At 61.5% G+C, this 15,984-nt stretch carries 14 protein-coding genes and 1 other RNA gene; 7 read left to right on the forward strand and 8 right to left on the reverse strand.

Features of this window, described 5'->3' with window-relative positions:
* Window positions 1-31: 31 nt before the first annotated feature.
* From LMG28727_RS23785 to LMG28727_RS23800, 4 genes are read right to left on the reverse strand one after another with little or no spacing between them, the layout of a single operon-like run.
* Complete coding sequence (locus LMG28727_RS23785; protein WP_201644775.1) at window positions 32-283, reverse strand: formate dehydrogenase subunit delta; 252 nt, start codon at window positions 281-283, stop codon at window positions 32-34.
* Between the two features lie 16 nt (window positions 284-299).
* On the reverse strand, window positions 300-3,275 hold the full coding sequence (gene fdhF, locus LMG28727_RS23790) for a formate dehydrogenase subunit alpha (RefSeq protein ID WP_201644776.1): 2,976 nt from the start codon (window positions 3,273-3,275) through the stop codon (window positions 300-302).
* A 13-nt stretch (window positions 3,276-3,288) separates the two neighbouring features.
* Window positions 3,289-4,872 carry a formate dehydrogenase beta subunit gene (locus tag LMG28727_RS23795; RefSeq protein WP_201644777.1) on the reverse strand — a complete coding sequence of 528 codons (1,584 nt, stop codon included), beginning with the start codon at window positions 4,870-4,872 and terminating at the stop codon, window positions 3,289-3,291.
* Window positions 4,869-5,354 carry an NAD(P)H-dependent oxidoreductase subunit E gene (locus LMG28727_RS23800; RefSeq protein ID WP_201644778.1) on the reverse strand — a complete coding sequence of 162 codons (486 nt, stop codon included), beginning with the start codon at window positions 5,352-5,354 and terminating at the stop codon, window positions 4,869-4,871. The genes LMG28727_RS23795 and LMG28727_RS23800 overlap by 4 nt, the downstream gene beginning before the upstream one ends.
* 133 nt (window positions 5,355-5,487) lie before the next feature.
* On the opposite strand from LMG28727_RS23800, the gene LMG28727_RS23805 reads away from it, so the two are divergent.
* Both LMG28727_RS23805 and LMG28727_RS23810 read left to right on the forward strand, forming a co-directional pair.
* Complete coding sequence (locus LMG28727_RS23805; protein WP_201644779.1) at window positions 5,488-6,567, forward strand: substrate-binding domain-containing protein; 1,080 nt, start codon at window positions 5,488-5,490, stop codon at window positions 6,565-6,567.
* Window positions 6,568-6,674: 107 nt separating this feature from the next.
* Window positions 6,675-6,941 (forward strand): hypothetical protein, encoded by a 267-nt coding sequence (locus LMG28727_RS23810; RefSeq protein WP_201644780.1) that lies wholly within the window; start codon window positions 6,675-6,677, stop codon window positions 6,939-6,941.
* 108 nt (window positions 6,942-7,049) lie between these two features.
* On the opposite strand, the gene LMG28727_RS23815 is transcribed toward LMG28727_RS23810, so the two are convergent.
* The gene (locus tag LMG28727_RS23815; protein WP_201644781.1) at window positions 7,050-7,418 is read right to left on the reverse strand and encodes a COG4315 family predicted lipoprotein; all 369 of its coding nucleotides are present in this window, start codon (window positions 7,416-7,418) and stop codon (window positions 7,050-7,052) included.
* A 590-nt stretch (window positions 7,419-8,008) separates the two neighbouring features.
* On the opposite strand from LMG28727_RS23815, the gene LMG28727_RS23820 reads away from it, so the two are divergent.
* The 5 genes from LMG28727_RS23820 to LMG28727_RS23840 all read left to right on the forward strand — a co-directional run bounded on the left by LMG28727_RS23820 (window position 8,009) and on the right by LMG28727_RS23840 (window position 13,944).
* Window positions 8,009-8,158 carry a hypothetical protein gene (locus LMG28727_RS23820; RefSeq protein WP_201644782.1) on the forward strand — a complete coding sequence of 50 codons (150 nt, stop codon included), beginning with the start codon at window positions 8,009-8,011 and terminating at the stop codon, window positions 8,156-8,158.
* Window positions 8,159-8,227: 69 nt separating this feature from the next.
* Window positions 8,228-9,181, forward strand: a complete 954-nt coding sequence (locus tag LMG28727_RS23825) for a lysophospholipid acyltransferase family protein (protein ID WP_236592310.1) — start codon at window positions 8,228-8,230, stop codon at window positions 9,179-9,181.
* 116 nt (window positions 9,182-9,297) lie between these two features.
* Window positions 9,298-10,491 carry an HlyD family secretion protein gene (locus LMG28727_RS23830; RefSeq protein ID WP_201644783.1) on the forward strand — a complete coding sequence of 398 codons (1,194 nt, stop codon included), beginning with the start codon at window positions 9,298-9,300 and terminating at the stop codon, window positions 10,489-10,491.
* 2 nt (window positions 10,492-10,493) lie between these two features.
* Window positions 10,494-12,596, forward strand: a complete 2,103-nt coding sequence (locus LMG28727_RS23835; protein WP_201644784.1) for a peptidase domain-containing ABC transporter — start codon at window positions 10,494-10,496, stop codon at window positions 12,594-12,596.
* A complete protein-coding gene (locus LMG28727_RS23840; RefSeq protein ID WP_201644785.1) occupies window positions 12,589-13,944 on the forward strand; it encodes a TolC family outer membrane protein in 1,356 nt (451 codons plus the stop codon). Before LMG28727_RS23835 ends, LMG28727_RS23840 begins: the two co-directional genes overlap by 8 nt.
* 96 nt (window positions 13,945-14,040) lie before the next feature.
* Here LMG28727_RS23840 and ssrA read toward each other — a convergent pair.
* From ssrA to ubiG, 3 genes are all read right to left on the reverse strand, one after another.
* Window positions 14,041-14,410: a transfer-messenger RNA gene (ssrA, locus tag LMG28727_RS23845) on the reverse strand.
* 102 nt (window positions 14,411-14,512) lie between these two features.
* Complete coding sequence (gph, locus tag LMG28727_RS23850) at window positions 14,513-15,226, reverse strand: phosphoglycolate phosphatase (RefSeq protein ID WP_201644786.1); 714 nt, start codon at window positions 15,224-15,226, stop codon at window positions 14,513-14,515.
* Between the two features lie 30 nt (window positions 15,227-15,256).
* Window positions 15,257-15,955 (reverse strand): bifunctional 2-polyprenyl-6-hydroxyphenol methylase/3-demethylubiquinol 3-O-methyltransferase UbiG, encoded by a 699-nt coding sequence (ubiG, locus tag LMG28727_RS23855; RefSeq protein WP_201644787.1) that lies wholly within the window; start codon window positions 15,953-15,955, stop codon window positions 15,257-15,259.
* Between the last annotated feature and the right edge of the window lie 29 nt (window positions 15,956-15,984).

A 15,984-nucleotide genomic window follows, 5' to 3' on the forward strand; every position in this document is an offset into this window, starting at 1 on the left:
CGTGACGCGCAGCCTGAAACGGCACGGTGTCTTACGCCGTCGACGGCGCGGCGGGCATCAACTGTTCGCGATGTTCGACAAGCGCCTCCTTGACGAATGCGGACATCGCCACGCCGTTCTCCTCGGGTTCATCCAGCGCCGCCAGCAGCGCGCGCCGCATCCGCGGCTCCCAGAAACGACGGATATGATCGGCCACGCCCGCCAGCGCTTCGTCCCGGTCCGGCATCGAATCGAAGAAGTCACCGATCCGGTTCGCCATGTCGATCAGATTCTGATTGTCCATGCGCTATCTCACTTTCTCACTTGTCCGAGCCGGAGTTGGCCAACTCGCGTTGCTTCAACAGATCGAGTTGCTCGCTGTTAAAGCGCGAGTAGTCTTTCTGCCATTGCGACGGCTGTTCGACCGGCATCACCTGCACGGCGGTCACCTTGTATTCAGGGCAATTGGTGGCCCAATCCGAACTGTCGGTGGTGATCACGTTCGCGCCCGATTCCGGGAAGTGGAAGGTCGTGTAGACCACACCCGGCTGCATCCGCTCGGTCACTTTCGCGCGCAACACCGTTTGTCCCGCGCGTGATTCGATGCCGACCCAGTCGTCCGTCTTGATGCCGCGCTCCTCGGCATCGTGTGGATGCACTTCGAGCCGGTCTTCGTCATGCCAGCGGGAGTTCTCCGTACGACGCGTTTGCGCGCCCACGTTGTATTGCGACAGGATGCGGCCGGTGGTCAGCAGGAGCGGGAATTTACGCGTGACCTTCTCCGGCGTGGCGATGAACTTCGTAATCACGAATTTGCCCTTGCCGCGCACGAAGCTGTCGATGTGCATGGTCGGCGTGCCGTCCGGCGCGCTTTCGTTGCACGGCCATTGAATGCTGCCGAGCTCTTCCAGCCGGCGATAGGACACGCCGTGGAAGGTCGGCGTGAGACGCGCGATCTCGTCCATGATCTGCGACGGATGCGTGTAGTCCATCTCATAGCCGAGCGCGCGGGAGAGCATCACGGTGACTTCCCAGTCGGCGTAACCGGGCACCGGCGGCATCACTTTGCGCACGCGCGAAATGCGGCGCTCGGCGTTGGTGAAGGTGCCGTCCTTTTCGAGGAACGACGAACCCGGTAGCAGCACATGCGCGTATTTGGCCGTCTCGTTCAGAAAAATGTCCTGCACGACGATGCATTCCATCGACGACAACGCCGCCGATACATGATGCGTATTCGGGTCCGACTGCACGATGTCCTCGCCCTGGCAATACAGGCCCTTGAAGGAACCGTGCACGGCGGCGTCGAACATGTTCGGAATACGCAATCCGGGTTCCGGTTGCAGCGTGACGTTCCACGCTTCTTCGAACAGCGTGCGCGTGACCGTGTCGCTGATATGCCGGTAGCCGGGCAGTTCGTGCGGGAATGAGCCCATGTCGCACGAACCCTGCACGTTGTTCTGACCGCGCAGCGGATTCACGCCGACCCCTTCGCGGCCGATGTTGCCGGTGGCCATCGCGAGGTTCGCGATGCCCATCACCATCGTCGAGCCTTGCGCGTGTTCGGTGACGCCGAGACCGTAATAGATAGCGGCGTTGCCGCCGGTTGCATAGATGCGGGCGGCTTCGCGAACCTGTTGGGCAGGCACGCCCGTCAACGATTCCGTGGATTCCGGCGCATTCTCAGGCAGCGCGACGAAAGCGCGCCATTGCTCGAACGCACGCGCCTCACAGCGCTCAGCGATGAACGCCTCGTTCAGCAGGCCTTCGGTCACGATCACATGCGCGAGCGCATTGACGATGGCGACGTTGGTGCCGGGCCGCAATTGCAGATGATGCGAGGCCTTCACATGCGGCGTATCGACAATATCGATTTTGCGCGGATCGACGACGATCAGCTTCGCGCCTTCGCGCACCCGACGCTTCAGGCGCGAGCCGAACACCGGGTGGCCATCGGTCGGATTCGCGCCGATCACCATGATGACGTCGGCTTTGTCGACCGACGCGAAAGTCTGCGTGCCCGCCGATTCGCCTAACGTGGCCTTCAGGCCGTAGCCGGTCGGCGAGTGGCACACGCGTGCGCAGGTGTCGACGTTGTTGTTGCCGAACGCGGCGCGCACGAGTTTTTGCACGAGGTACGTTTCTTCGTTCGTGCAACGTGACGACGTAATGCCGCCGATCGAATCGCGGCCATGTTTCGCCTGGATTCTGCGGAATTCCGACGCCGCATAAGTGAGCGCTTCGTCCCAACTGACTTCGCGCCACGGGTCGGTGATTTTCGCGCGGATCATCGGCTTCGTAATGCGGTCTTTGTGCGTGGCATAGCCCCATGCAAAGCGGCCCTTCACGCACGCGTGTCCTTCGTTAGCCTGGCCGTTTTTGTGCGGCACCATCCGCACGACCTGGTTGCCCTTCATCTCCGCCTTGAACGAGCAGCCGACCCCGCAATAAGCGCACGTCGTGACCACCGAATGTTCGGCCTGTCCGAGTTTGATGACCGACTTCTCCTGCAAGGTCGCGGTCGGGCAGGCGGCGACGCACGCGCCGCACGACACACATTCCGACTCCATGAACGGCTGGTTGGCACTCGCCGCGACACGCGATTCGAAACCGCGTCCGGCGATGGTCAACGCGAACGTCCCTTGGGTTTCCTCGCACGCGCGCACGCAGCGATTGCAGACGATGCATTTCGACGGGTCATACGTGAAGTACGGATTCGACTCGTCCTTCTTGTCCTTCAGATGATTCGCGCCGTCGAAACCGTAGCGCACTTCGCGCAGGCCGGTCACGCCAGCCATGTCCTGCAATTCGCAGTCGCCGTTGGCGGGGCAGGTGAGGCAGTCGAGCGGATGGTCGGAAATGTACAGCTCCATCACGTTTCGGCGCAGTGATTGCAGACGATCCGTTTGCGTGCGGACTTTCATACCCGCTTCGACCGGCGTCGTGCACGACGCCGGATAACCGCGCTTGCCTTCGATTTCGACGAGACACAGACGGCATGAGCCGAACGGTTCGAGCGAATCGGTCGCGCAGAGTTTGGGTACGTTCACGCCGGCTTCGACGGCGGCGCGCATCACAGAGGTGCCGGCGGGAACGGTGACGGCCTGGCCGTCGATTTCAAGCGTGACGTCGAGGTCGGCGTGGCGTTCGGGTGTGCCGTAGTCGGTGTCGTCGAAAAAGGAGCGCGGCGCACGTGGTTGCGCCAGTGCCTGTGATTTGCACGCGCAGTTGCCTGAGCCGCAGCCGCCTGCACCGGCACCAGCACCAGCACCAGCAGAAGAATTGATCGCATCGGACATGGGGGCTCCTGGGTCAGGCCGCTTTGGGTGCGTGGTGATCGACGTGATTCGACACGTCGGCGTCGGCGAGACCGAAGTCTTCGGGGAAGTGATCGAGCGCGGACAGCACCGGAAACGGCGTCATGCCGCCCATCGCGCACAGCGAGCCGGATACCATCGTGTCGCACAGATCGCGCAGCAACTGCACCTGTCGCGTGGACGTATCGCCGTTGCGAATCCGGGCAATCACTTCGACGCCGCGCGTCGAGCCGATCCGGCATGGCGTGCACTTGCCGCACGATTCGAGCGCGCAGAAGTGCATCGCGTATTGCGCGAGTTCGGCGAGATTCGAGGTGTCGTCATGCACGACGATTCCGCCGTGGCCGACCACCGCGCCGACGGCCGCGTAGGCTTCGTAGTCCAGCGGAATGTCCCACTGGCTTTCCGGCAGATAGGTGCCGAGCGGACCGCCGACCTGCACTGCGCGTGCCGGTCGCCCGCTTGCCGTGCCAGCGCCGAAATCGTTGAGCAATTCGCGCAAGGTGACCCCGAACGCGAGTTCCACGAGGCCGCCTTGCTTCACGTTGCCCGCAAGCTGGAACGGCAGCGTGCCGCGCGAGCGTCCCATGCCGAAGTCTTTGTAGAACGCGGCGCCGCGCGCGAAGATGGTCGGCACCGTTGCCAGCGTGATGACGTTATTGATCACGGTCGGCTGTCCGTACAGACCGACGAGCGCCGGCACTGGCGGCTTCGCGCGCACGATGCCGCGCTTGCCCTCGAGCGACTCGAGCAGCGCGGTTTCCTCGCCGCACACATACGCGCCCGCGCCTTTCGCCACGCTCAGTTCGAAGCGATGCGCGGTCGATCCGAGCACGCTGTCACCGAGCCAGCCGGCGGCGCGCGCGTTGGCGATCGCGGCTTCGAGCGTGGCGATCGAATGCGGATATTCGCTGCGCACGTAGATGTAGCCGAGCGTCGCGCCGGTCACGACGCCCGCGATCAGCATCCCTTCGATCAGCAGGTACGGATCGCTTTCCATCACGAGGCGATCGGAGAAAGTGCCGGAATCGCCTTCGTCCGCATTGCAGACGATGTATTTCTGCGCAGCTTTGGCGCCGCGTACCGTGCGCCATTTGATGCCCGCAGGGAACGCTGCACCGCCGCGTCCGCGCAAGCCGGATTCGATCAGCGCTTCGCAGGCGGCGTCGCCGTCGGTTTGCAGCGCCTGACGCAAGCCGTCGAGGCCGCCATGGGCGAGGTAGTCGTCGATGGAAAGTGGGTCGGTGATGCCAATGCGCGCGAAGGTCAGCCGCTGCTGGTTCTTCAGATACGGAATGTCGTCGACTACGCCGACGCGGCGGGGATGATCGCCACCGTTGGTAAAGCCGGCGTCGAACAGCGCGGCGATATCGGTCGTTTCGACGTTGGCATAGCCTATACGGCCTTCAGCCGTTGCCACTTCCACGAGCGGTTCGAGCCACAACAGTCCGCGCGAGCCGTTGCGAACCACATCGATTTCAACGCCGCGTCGCGCGGCTTCAGCTTCGATGGACTGCGCCAACGCGTCGGCCCCCAACGCCAACGCCGACGAATCACGAGGGACATAGATGCGCGTCATGCGACCACCTCCACGCACTTGCTGGCAGCAGCGAAAATCGCGTCGAATTTCTGCGACGTGACTTTGGCGTGCAAGCTGCCGTTGATCATCAAGGCGGGCGACAGCGCGCATTGCCCGAGGCAATACACCGATTCCAGTTCCACCGTCGCGCCATGCTGATGTTCAGCGTCGAACCGGCATCCGGTGCGTCCCTCGATGTGCTGGGCAAGTGCTTCGGTGCCCATGCTGCGGCACGCTTCCGCGCGGCATAGCTGCACGACGACGGGGGCGGCGGGCTCGGTACGGAAGTGGTGGTAGTAGGTGATGACACCGTGCACTTCCGCACGCGACAGGTTCATCGCACGCGCGAGCGGCGCAACCGTGGCGGGCGGCACGTAGCCGAGATCGTCCTGAATGGCGTGCAGCACCGCCAGCAGCGATAGGCCGGGCTGCGCGTGACGTTGCACCAGTTGCTCCGGCGCGATGGCGTGGAAATCGTCCAAAGGGGGCTCCTCCAAAGTCATATATGCACTTGTTATTCATAAAGTGTGCACTTATGCTTCTTCTGTTTGATTGGTAGTTGCTGAAAGATAGGCGGGTGAACCGGCCCGCGCAATAGGAAAGAGTGGAACATATATGGTTCGGATCGAGTGCCAGGCTCAACTGGTGGTGAAGGGCGCGGATGGCCGCGAGTCAAGCCTGTCGGACGTCGTGCCGTTGCTCGCGCTGGTAGACGAGTCCGGCAGCATCGCGCAGGCCGCGCAGCTTAAGGGTTTGTCCTACCGGCATGCGTGGGGTTTGCTGCGCAGCATCGAAGAACGGCTGGGCGGCCCGCTGATTGCCAAGGAGCGCGGACGTGGCTCGGTACTCTCCGAACTCGGGCAGGCGGTGTTGCGTGCGCAGCGTCTGTGCGGTGAGCGGCTCGACGGCAACATGCAGGCGCTCGCGAGCGAAGTGGCCAGCGATCTGAACCGCTGGCTCGCGCCCCCCGCCGACGACGTCCGCATCCACGCGTCGCATGGTTATGCAGTGGCCGCGCTGGTCACGGCACTAGTCGCGAACGATCTGCCGGTCGATATCAAGTACCGCGATAGCGCCGACGCGGTGAGCGCACTGGCACGCGGCGAATGCGACCTCGCGGGCTTTCATTTGCCGCTCGGCCCATTCCGCGCTGCCTGTGCCGATACCTACCGGCGCTGGCTCGATCCGCAGCGCCACGTGCTCGTGCACCTCACGCGACGCAAGCAGGGGCTCTTTCTCGGCAAGAACAATCCGAAACGGATCAGCGGACTGGGTGACCTCGCACGCGACGACATCCGTTTCGTCAATCGTCAGCCCGGCTCCGGCACGCGGATGCTGCTCGATCTCGCGCTGCGTCAGGTCGGCGTCGATCCGGATCGGGTCAATGGTTACGCGTCGACTGAACTCACGCACTCGGCGATTGCGGCGTTTGTCGCAAGCGGCATGGCGGACGTGGGTTTCGGCGTGGAACCCGCCGCGCATCACTTCGGGCTCGACTTCATGCCGATCGTCGACGAAGACTATTACTTCGCGTGCGACCGCGCGCATCTCGAACGCGCGCCGTTGTCTACCGTGATCGGATTGCTGCGCGGCAACGCGTTTCACGACAGCGTCGCTCTGCTGGAAGGCTATGACCCACGGGATTGCGGACGGCTGGTGGATGTGGAAGCCGGCCTTGGCGAGGCGGCGGCGTAAGAGCCTGTAAACATAAAGCTGTCCGCATCGCTGCGCGGGACGCCGGTTTCGGATACCCTTTACGCTTCCGTTCCCGCCTTAACCGCGCGCCCGCAGCGCGAATCGATATGAAAGTACTTTTACACGTATGTGCCGCAGTTGCGGCGACTGGTGTGCTTCTCGGCACCGCTTCGGTTGCTTTTGCGCAGAATTCGCCCGGCGTGCCGGGCGGCATCCTGCAGGACCAGTTCCGTCTCGCCGAACATCCGCAAATGCCATTCGCTGCGTCGGCGCCTTCAGACAAGTTTCAATCGGATAAGAAATCGGCGATGCGCAAGCGCGGCGACAACGGCGATCCGAACGGCTGCAACCTGCAGTGTCCTAAAGACGAATAAGGTTTTTCCCACAGCGCCGGCGGTTTGCCGGCGTTTTTGTTTTCGCGGCCGCTGGCGCTTACTGCTGCGCAGCCGCCGTGACTGGGTCGACGTTCTGTCGGCTCGCGTTCAGGGTTTGGCGATGTGCCATACCTCCTTGAAGCCGTCTCCCTTTGTGTCTCCTGCCTGTTTGTCCGCTGCGTAGCGATATAGCGGATGGCCTTTGTACGCCCATTGCTGTGCGCCATCGGCACGAGACAGCAGCGACCAGTCGCCGGACGGTTTGTCGGTGGGGCTCGCCGTGGCCGCCGGCCAGTTGCTCATGCAGCCACCGGTGCAGGCGCTGACGCCGGGCGTGACGTCCTTGTCGAACGTGTAGAGGGTCATGCCGTCCGCATTGACGAGGCGGCCGCTGCTCACCTTCGGCGTTTCAGCGAACGCGCCGTGTTGCAGCGCGGCCAGCGTGATCAATGCGGCGAAAAGGGTCATCTTGCGCATGATGTGGACTCCAGGGTTGGCTACCGGTGATCTGAGTATAGGCAGCGGGCGGAGGGTCGCGAACTGCCGTTTCGTATGCGATGAATAAACGGACGGAGACGCCAGACTATTCCGCGCGACGCGTCGATTCCGATCGGGCTGGTTTTGTCCGATCGCGTTTAATCTGGATTTTCTTGCATTTAATTTTTTGCTAATTGTGATTTTTCTGGCTAATGATTGGGAAATTTCATTCTTGAATTGATGTGTATTTTGATTGCCGATTTTAATCAATGAAAAATATGTTTTTTTGATTTGCGTGGTGAGGTGAAAATATTAATGTGGATAGTAATGGCAGAAGGAGCGTACCCGCTCGGTTGGCCCGTCCCGTCGCGCATTTTTCGAGGCGGATTCGATATTTTATAAACGAAAACAATGTGCGTGAGTGACATTAAATTAGACGATTGAACAATATATTTGATATATAAAATGAAAGTGTAAAATAACGCAAAGATTCTCGTACCAAAAATAAGCGATGTTAAGCTGCTTTCGTCTGTCGAAATGCAGTATTGATCGGCGGGCTTTTAATGACTGATTCACTAAAGGTAATTGAAATGCAAAAAATCAATCGCAATGAACTCGCTAAATCCGCCATCGCAGGTGGCAACTGCAAGACGACTTGCGCGCCGCCGACCACGACCCAGACGGTAGCACCTGCACCGGCGCCGACTCCGGCACCGGTGAAGGTCATGTACAAGCTGTAAGAGTCGTTTGCGTGCCGGGAAGACCTCCCCGGGACCTTCCCGGTATGCCACATGAACACGGAGTGAAACATGGAATCGTGGGCCGCCGCGTTAGCCATGCTGACCTCGCTGCGCAACAAGATCGTCAATGCAAGGCGCAGAGTCAAATGCGAGTTGATCGCCCGCACGCCACGTTCGGCCATTGAGCCATTTGCCGTTGTCCAGTGGAAAATTCGCAGTCTCGTCAATCCACGCGCGCGTTGGAAAGGCATCTCGCGTTGCGAGATAGGCCGTGACATACCCGGCCTGGCGCCATTCAACGTCAATCGCGTTGCATCCGGCAGCCTGCGCGAGAGTCTGATCGATCAACGTATCTACTACGGGCGGCTGTCTCGCGGTAGCGAGGCGTGGCCAGACCTGCAGCACATCGCCGTTGTGCTTGCGCAGAAAATCCGCCAGTTGCGGGCGGAACAGCCAGGGCGCCCGGTAATCGTGTCGCCTTTTCATTACGTGTCGCAATACGCGAACATCTACGTCATCGACGAATTGCGGGCGGTGCTGGGTCTTGAGTCGATTAGCGTGGTGTCCGGTGCGCCGCGAGATATGTATGGCGATGACGAATCGCTGATACCCGGCGTGAAGGTGCTCTACACGTACGGCGACGAAGACCGCAATGGCCTTGGCCTGCGGGTCGCCAAAACATTGAAGCGCAATGGTGTCGCGGTGCTGTTTTCCGATGTGCCGCCGTTCAGCCTGTACCACTATCCAATGGAAACGGTGGGCGTTTCGATTTTCGGTCGCGACGCGCGCATCCACAACGGCGTTTTTCGACTGGGCATGTCGTTCAACGCACTGCTGTTGCCGTTCTATTTGCGCTTCAAAAAAGGCCGCTTTAGCGCCGAACTGTTCGAACCGCTGCCGCTCACCGAGCCAGGTGCCCCCCAACGGCTCGCCAGATATATCGAAGCCGCCGTCGTCGACAACTATCCCGACTGGATCATCGCAGGGCATCCGTCCATGTACTCGTTCGCGCCCGTTCGCTAGACGTTTGGCCTGGCGCTTCCTCATTTATCTTGCCGCCGGCAAAGCCGCCGTGCGGCACCTCGTCCGTCCTCGACGGACAAACATCGTGCTGACCGGCATCCGGCAGCAATGACGCTATGGAACCAATCAATCTTCCCCAATTCAGGGACGTCTCGTGGCGCTGGATCGCGTACGGGACATCGTCGCTCGTGGCTCTCGCCATCGCGTTTGCGTTTTTTCACCATGTCGAATTGAAGCAGGACGTGAGCGCTGAAATCGTGTCGTCGGCGGAAATCAAGATCCAGGGGCTGACCGGGCTAGTGTCGGACATTTACGTGAACCGTGCGTCGCCCGTCGTGCAGGGCACGCCACTGTTCCGCATCGATCGCAATCTTTCTCTCGCGAGTAACGGCCTGCAACGGCGCGCGTTCGACGAACTGGGCCGCGACGAGCAGATTCGTACGAGCGAAGCGCAATACAGCCAGCGCAAGGCGGACCTCACCGCACAACTGGGCGCAGCTCGGCTGGCGCTGCAAAGCCGGCGCGCCGAAGTCACCGCGCTCGACGAGCAGTTGACCCACAACCGCCTGATATCCGACGAAGCCGGGCGCAAGCTGGACCGCCTGGAGTCGGTCTCCGATTACGTGACTGCCGATCGGATCGAGCAGGCGAGCGCCGATACCCATCAGGCGAAAGTCGCGCTGGCGCAAACCTCCGCGCGGCGTCAGCAACTTGGCGCGGATATCGGCGCGGCCATCGGCACCCAAACCAGTCTCGGCGCGCAGATCAACGAACTGGAGGCGCTCCACGCCCGCGAGTTGCAGGACATTCGTGCCCGCTTCGAGCAGACCCGGCAGGACTCGACCATTTCCGCACCGAAGGCCGGCGTCGTCACCTATTCCGCGCTGATTGCGGGCCGCACGCTTGCGCCGCAAGACGTTGCGCTCGTCATTTCCACTGGCGAGAAGGGCGCATTGCGTGCTGCGTTGCGTATTCCGTCGCGACGGCGCGGCTTTGTCCGCGAAGGGCAGATCGTGCGGCTCAAGTTCGACGCGTTTCCGTACGGGAAATTCGGCAGCTATCCCGCCCGTATCGATTCGATTTCGCGCACCACCGTGCACTCGGCGATGTCGCCGTCAGGCGCTTCTGAGGCGAGCGGTGGCGACGGCGACTACATGGCGTGGGCCACGCTGAGCGGCGACACATTCAACTTCGAGCGGCAACACTTCGACATCCTGCCCGGCATGGCCGCGACCGCGAGCATCGTGATCGAGCGCCGCACCATTGCCGAATGGGTGCTTGCGCCGCTGTACCGGGTGCTGCGAGGCTGACCATGCGTGCAATCTATCAAAACGAAGTAGCCGAGTGCGGCTACGCCTGTCTGGCCATGGTGCTGTCGCACTTCGGCCGTGCCACGGAAGTGCGCGAATTGCAGGCATACCGGCCGGTCTCGGCCAATGGCCTGACGCTGATGGACCTGTATGACGTCGCCGTCGAATATGGTCTGTCGGTGCAGGCTTACCGCTTCGATGCGGGTCATCTGTCGGACATCAAACGCGGCTCGATCCTACATTTCGGCGGTGCGCATTTCGTCGTATTCGAGAAGTGCACGCGCGGCTATGTGCAGGTGATCGACCCAGCGGCTGGCCGGCGGCGCGTCTCGATGGATACCTTCGTAGCGAATGTGTCCGGTTATATGCTCGAATGCACGCCCACGCCGCAGATGCCGCGCATACGCGACAAGTCGCGTGTGCCGGCCGCGCTCGCGCGTTTGCGGGCAATGAATCCTGAACTGGGTGCGCAGATCGTCAAGGTGATGTTCGTCGCACTCGGCAGCCAGTTCGCCATTCTCGCGATGCCGTACCTCGGCAATCTGGTGCTCGACGACGTCGTCGCCGCAGACAACCTCAATTTGCTGAACGTCCTCATCCTGACGTTCTCCTGCATTTTCATGGTCGGCGCGCTGAGCCAGTACGTTGAGACCTATCTGGTCGAACTCCTGCACGGACACGTGCAGATGAACGTGACCGAGGGCTTGCTGGCCAAGCTGTTGCGCAATCCGATTCCGTACTTCGAGAAGCGGCATGTGGGCGACCTGTTCGCGCGTGTGAAGGCGCAGGACGAAATCAGTTCGTACGGCACGCGTACGCTCATCATGCTGGGTATCGACCTGGTGGTGGGCCTGCTCGCACTGTCGCTGATGCTGGTGCAGAGCCGGCAATTGACAATGATTGCCCTGATCGTTTTTGCTTTCTACATCGCGGTGTCGTTTGCGCTGTTCTCGCGAATGCGCGACACCCACGCGCTCGTTCTGGAAGAGTCCGCACGCTGCGACGATATGTTGATCGAAACGATTCGCGGGGCCTCGCTGATCAAGCTATCGCAGGGCGAGACACGGCGCACCGCGATCTTCATGTCGAAGTACCGGGCCTACATTGCGGCGCTGGTGCACAGTAGCCGCCTCGCCAGCGCGCGCGACGCGATTCTTAAACTCGTCGTCTACGCGGATACGATCCTGATTACCTGGTTCGCTGCACGTCTCATGCTGGGCGGCACGATCTCGGTCGGCGTGTTCTATTCGTTCCTGATTTACAAGTCGTTGCTGTCGGAGCGCTTTGCACGATCGATCAATGCAGCGTTCCAGTATTTCATGCTTGGCGTGCCGGTCACCCGGGTGGGCGATATCGTCGATGGCGACACCGAACGGTACACACCGGCCAGCGACGCGCACAGAACTGTCGAAGTGCGAGACTTCGAGCGTATCGACGTGCGCAACGTCACGTTTCGCTATGGCGTGTCGGATCAGCCGGTGCTCAAAAACGCGAACATCGTCGTCCGCAAGGGCGACAAGATCGTGATTACCGGTTCGTCGGGAAGCGGCAAGTCCACGCTGTTCAAACTGCTGGCGGCCGCCGAGCCGCTGCAGATTGGCGAGATCGCGCTGAACGGCATTGCGTGGCCGAATCTCACCGTCGACGAAATTCGCCGTCACGCCGTTCATATGCGGCAGGGCGATCTGATTTTGCATGGCTCGATTGCGGACAACGTGTCGCTGTTCGCTGGCAATCCGGACGAAGCGCGCATTCACGCGTTGCTCGACGATGTCGGACTGCTGCCGGACGTGATGCGTTTGCCGATGCGTACGCGCACGATCATCAGCGACACGATCGCGAATATTTCCGCCGGGCAACGCCAACGTCTGCTGCTTGCGCGCGCGTTGTATCAGCAACGTGAACTGCTGTTGCTCGATGAACCTACTTCAAATCTCGATCCCGTTTCGGTGCGTCATATCGTTGCGCTGCTACAGCGTATCGAGCGAACCGTCGTGGTGATTACGCACGACATGTCACTCGCGGCGGCATTCGACACGCGGTATCGGCTCGTGGATGGCGAACTGGTCTGCGAGGCTCGTGCGGAGGCGCTCGTCAATGAATAAACGCACACTATCCGCGCTGCTGCTTGTCGTCGTGTGCGGTGCCCATGTGAGCAGTGCAGCCGCCGTCGATCTGCTCACGGTCGCCGAGCAGGCCGTCGACCACAGCGCCGACCTGGCTGCATCCCGTGCTGGTTCAAAGGCCGCCCGGCAAGCCGTGCCCAAGGCACGCGCCGCGTTGTTGCCACGAATCGGCGGCGGCTGGGGGCGCGCGTACAACAGCATCAAAACGGACGGCTTTCCCGGCGAAAGCTACTGGCAGAACGGCTGGACCGTCTCGCTGACCCAGCCCGTGTTCGACTGGAGTCTCTGGACCGCTTACCGGCAGGCGGACTTTGTCGGTGCGCGTGGGGCAGTCGACGCCGCACGGGCCGAGCAATCGTCGATTCTGCAGGCGGTGCGCGCGTATTTCGACGAACTCGCCGCCGAGGACGAACAGGCGCGCGCGAACGATTACACCGCGGCGCTGGAATTGCATCTTGACCAGCTGCATCGCAGGCGGGCGGCGGGCGAGGCGACCGTGATCGATTTGCAGGAGGCCGAGGCGGCACTTGAGCAGGCGCAGTTGCAGCAACTGGATGCCCGTAGTGATCTGGAGTTGAAGCGGCTCTCGTTGGAGCACATCACGGGGCAGCCATTTGTGGCGCTGTCGCGACTGCCGGACGCCGCAACGATGCCGCAGATCAGCGCTGCGAATCGCGATAACTGGGTCGCGCAAGCCGAAACTCACGACTATCTGGTGCAATTGAAGCAGATCGACAAGCGCATTGCGACGCTTGAAGTCGAGAAGGCGCGCGCGAAACATCTACCGGTGGTGAGCGTGACGGCCAGTCATACGCCGGCCGGCGCGGGCTCTGGCTATTCGCGTCCGACTACGACGTCGACCGCGATGCTGTCGGTGATGATCCCGATTTTTGAGGGCGGCGAGACGGACGCGATTATCGACGAAACCCTTGCGCTCGAAGACAAGGCACAGGACGAACTGCTTGGCGCAACGAGAGTGGCGGGCGCGACGGCGCGCGAGAACTGGGCGCGCTTTCGTGACGGCGTCGCGCGGGTAGAGTCGTTGACGCGGCTGGTGCAGACGTCGCGCGCTACGCTGAGCGCCACGCAAACAGGTTACAAGGTGGGCAGCCGAACTAGTACGGATGTGCTGCGGGCGTCTGAATCGCTCTACGCGAATCGGCGCGATCTGATCCGGGCGCGGTATACGGCGATCGTCGCGCTGCTGCAGCTCAAGGCCGCGACGGCGACGTTGGATCTTGGTGAGGTCGCGAGGGTGAACGAGTTGCTGGTGGGTGGCGCGGCCGAGAGTGGGGGCGCGCCTCGTGCCGCAGGGCGGCGACGGTAGGCGGCATGAGCGTGTGCTGACCCTGATGCAAACAAAAAACCCCGAGAGCATGCGCTATCGGGGTTTTTTATAAGGCACAGCTTGCTGTGCGATGTCTGGTGGAGGCGGCGGGAATCGAACCCGCGTCCAGAAGCACTCTACGACTAGTTCTACATGTTTAGTTCTGTCATTTGATTTAACCCAGGTGACGCGGACGAACACGCTGCACCAAGGCGATTCACTAGATTTTCGACCCGGATGTCGTGACACCACCAAGGCTTAACTGACGTATATGACCTCTGTCGGTATTGCTACCGGTCTTGCGACTCTAGCCCGTCAGTGAACTAGGCAGAGGACGGCGGCCCTTAGGCTGCCAGTGCGAACGTTTCGTCGTTTGCAGTTACGTTTTTCCCATTGATTAACGAGGTGACGGGTCCTCGACATGCCCTAGCCGCTTCGCAACCCCTGTCGAAACCAGGTCGCCCCCGCGGTTCGTTGTTCAAAAAATCTGAACCAACGCAGATTTTACAATAGATTGACGGCCGCGTCCCGACTCATTGACCTGTTTGAGCGCGGCGTCGTTTTCCCTTCAACCAATATCGCGCAGCAATTTCAGCAATTCGAACGGCGATTCGACGACGTGCTGAGCGTGCCACTGAGTTGGCGGAATGTCGTCGCCGCAATAGCCATAAGCGGCCGCAATGGTTTTCATGCCGGCGGCGAAACCGGCCTGCACGTCCCGCAGATCGTCGCCGACATACACGATGCGCTCGGGCATCACGTCCAACTCGCGCGCGGCGTGCAGCAGCGGCGCAGGATGCGGTTTCGAATGCGGAGTCGTGTCGCCGCTCACGACGCAACCGGCGCGCTCTTCCAGGCCGAGTTGCGCGACCAGCGGTTCGGTGAGCCGCGAGACCTTATTCGTGACGATGCCCCAGCGCACGCCGCGCGCGTCGAGATCGTCGAGCAGCTCCGGAATGCCCGGAAACAGCGTGGTCTCGATGCACAAATCCGCTTCGTAATTGGCGAGGAACTCTTCGCGCATCGATGCGAACTCGTGATCGTCAGGGCCAATGCCGAACGCTGCGCCAATCAGCCCACGCGCGCCGGCCGAGGCAAGCGGGCGCAGGTTCTCAAGCGGCACCATCTCCAGTCCGCGGTCATGGCGCATCTTGTTGACGGCCGCCGCGAGATCGGGCGCGGTGTCGGCCAATGTGCCGTCGAGGTCGAAAAGTACGGCCTGGCAGAGGCCGAGTGCGTCGTCGTTATCTTCGCGTTGGGGCAGGGGCGTAGGGTCGCTCATTATCGGGTCGGGTCCGGCGGGTGGGGCGGATCAGGCGTCGCGACGACAGGCGAGCATGTAGTTCACGCTCGTGTCGGCGGACAGCGTGAAATGCTTGCTGAGCGGGTTGTACACGATACCTTTGATGTCGGCCGTGCGTAGGTGGGCGGCGCGCACGAAGCTCGCCAGTTCCGATGGGCGGATAAAACGCGCGTAGTCGTGCGTGCCCTTGGGCAGCATCCGCGCGATGTACTCGGCACCGATCACCGCGAACAGGTATGACTTTACGTTGCGGTTCAGCGTCGAGAAAAATACCCAGCCGCCAGGCTTCACCAACGTCTTGCACGCTTCGACGATCGCGGCGGGTTCGGGTACGTGTTCCAGCATTTCCATGCAGGTGACCACGTCATACGTGCCCGGTTCGCGGGCGGCGAGCGCCTCAGCAGCGATTTCTTCGTAATTGACGGTTACACCACTTTCAAGACTGTGAAGATCGGCGACCCCCAAAGCCTGGCTGGACAGGTCAATTCCCTTCACATGCGCGCCTAAGCTGGCCATCGACTCGGACAGAATGCCCCCGCCGCAGCCAATATCCAGCACGTTCTTGCCCGCGAGATGCGCATGAGCGTCGATCCAGTTCAGGCGAATGGGATTGAGTTCGTGCAGCGGTTTGAATTCGGCATTCGGGTCCCACCAGCGATGCGCGAGGTCGCTGAATTTCTGTAGTTCGTGGGGATCGGCGTTGGTCATGGCGGAAGCTGCCTCGATGAGAGCGGTGA

The sequence above is a fragment of the Paraburkholderia metrosideri genome (assembly GCF_904848625.1).
Classification (GTDB): Bacteria; Pseudomonadota; Gammaproteobacteria; order Burkholderiales; family Burkholderiaceae; genus Paraburkholderia; species Paraburkholderia metrosideri.